Genomic DNA, 661 nt, shown 5'->3' with positions numbered 1-661 from the left:
GACATTGACAGAATGATGGCCACATGGGATTGCCGGTTCATGCGGATGTGGCGGAACTGGTAGACGCCCTGGATTTAGGTTCCAGTGCCGAAAGGCGTGGGGGTTCGAGTCCCTTCATCCGCACCACCCTTCGCTCTTCGAGCTTCGGTGGCGGGCCACCCGAATAGATGAAGGAGTGTCCTCCCGAAGCCTTGGCTAAGGAGGACCGGCGCCGTTCAGGCGGCGATCGGGTTGAGCTTCAGATGCTGGATCAGGATAATGGTCTTGGCGTCGATGATCCGGCCATCGGCGATGCCGGCCAGCGCCTCGTCGAGCGGCATTTCCAGAACCTCGATGTCCTCGCCCTCTTCTTGCGCGCCGCCGCCGGCCGAGATGCGGTCGGCGGGTGAATAGCGGGCGATGAAGAACCAGAGACGTTCGGTGACGCTGCCAGGGCTCATATAGGGCGAAAACAGCCGCTCGACGTTCTGCAGCCGGTAGCCGAGTTCTTCCTCCGCCTCCTTGCGGATGCAGGTTTCGGGATCGTTTTCGTCCAACAGGCCGGCACAGGCCTCGATCAGCGGCTCGCGGTGGCCGGTGACGTAGGCGGGATAGCGGAACTGGCGCACCAGAAGCACGGTCGAGCGCGAGGGATCGTAAGGCAGGATCACCGCGCCGTCAC

1 protein-coding gene and 1 tRNA gene are annotated in these 661 nt (G+C 62.9%); one reads left to right on the top strand and one right to left on the bottom strand.

The annotated features are described in order from the left end of the window. Positions 1-41 precede the first annotated feature (41 nt). Positions 42-126 (top strand) — tRNA-Leu (locus EN906_RS36265). Between the two features lie 89 nt (positions 127-215). Here EN906_RS36265 and EN906_RS36260 read toward each other — a convergent pair. Continuing rightward, a partial coding sequence (locus EN906_RS36260; protein WP_127375878.1) for an NUDIX domain-containing protein occupies positions 216-661 on the bottom strand: 446 nt, incomplete at its 5' end.

This window comes from Mesorhizobium sp. M7A.F.Ca.CA.004.06.1.1 (genome assembly GCF_003999135.1).
GTDB lineage: Bacteria > Pseudomonadota > Alphaproteobacteria > Rhizobiales > Rhizobiaceae > Mesorhizobium.
This window is presented reverse-complemented; position numbering and strand designations above follow the sequence as displayed.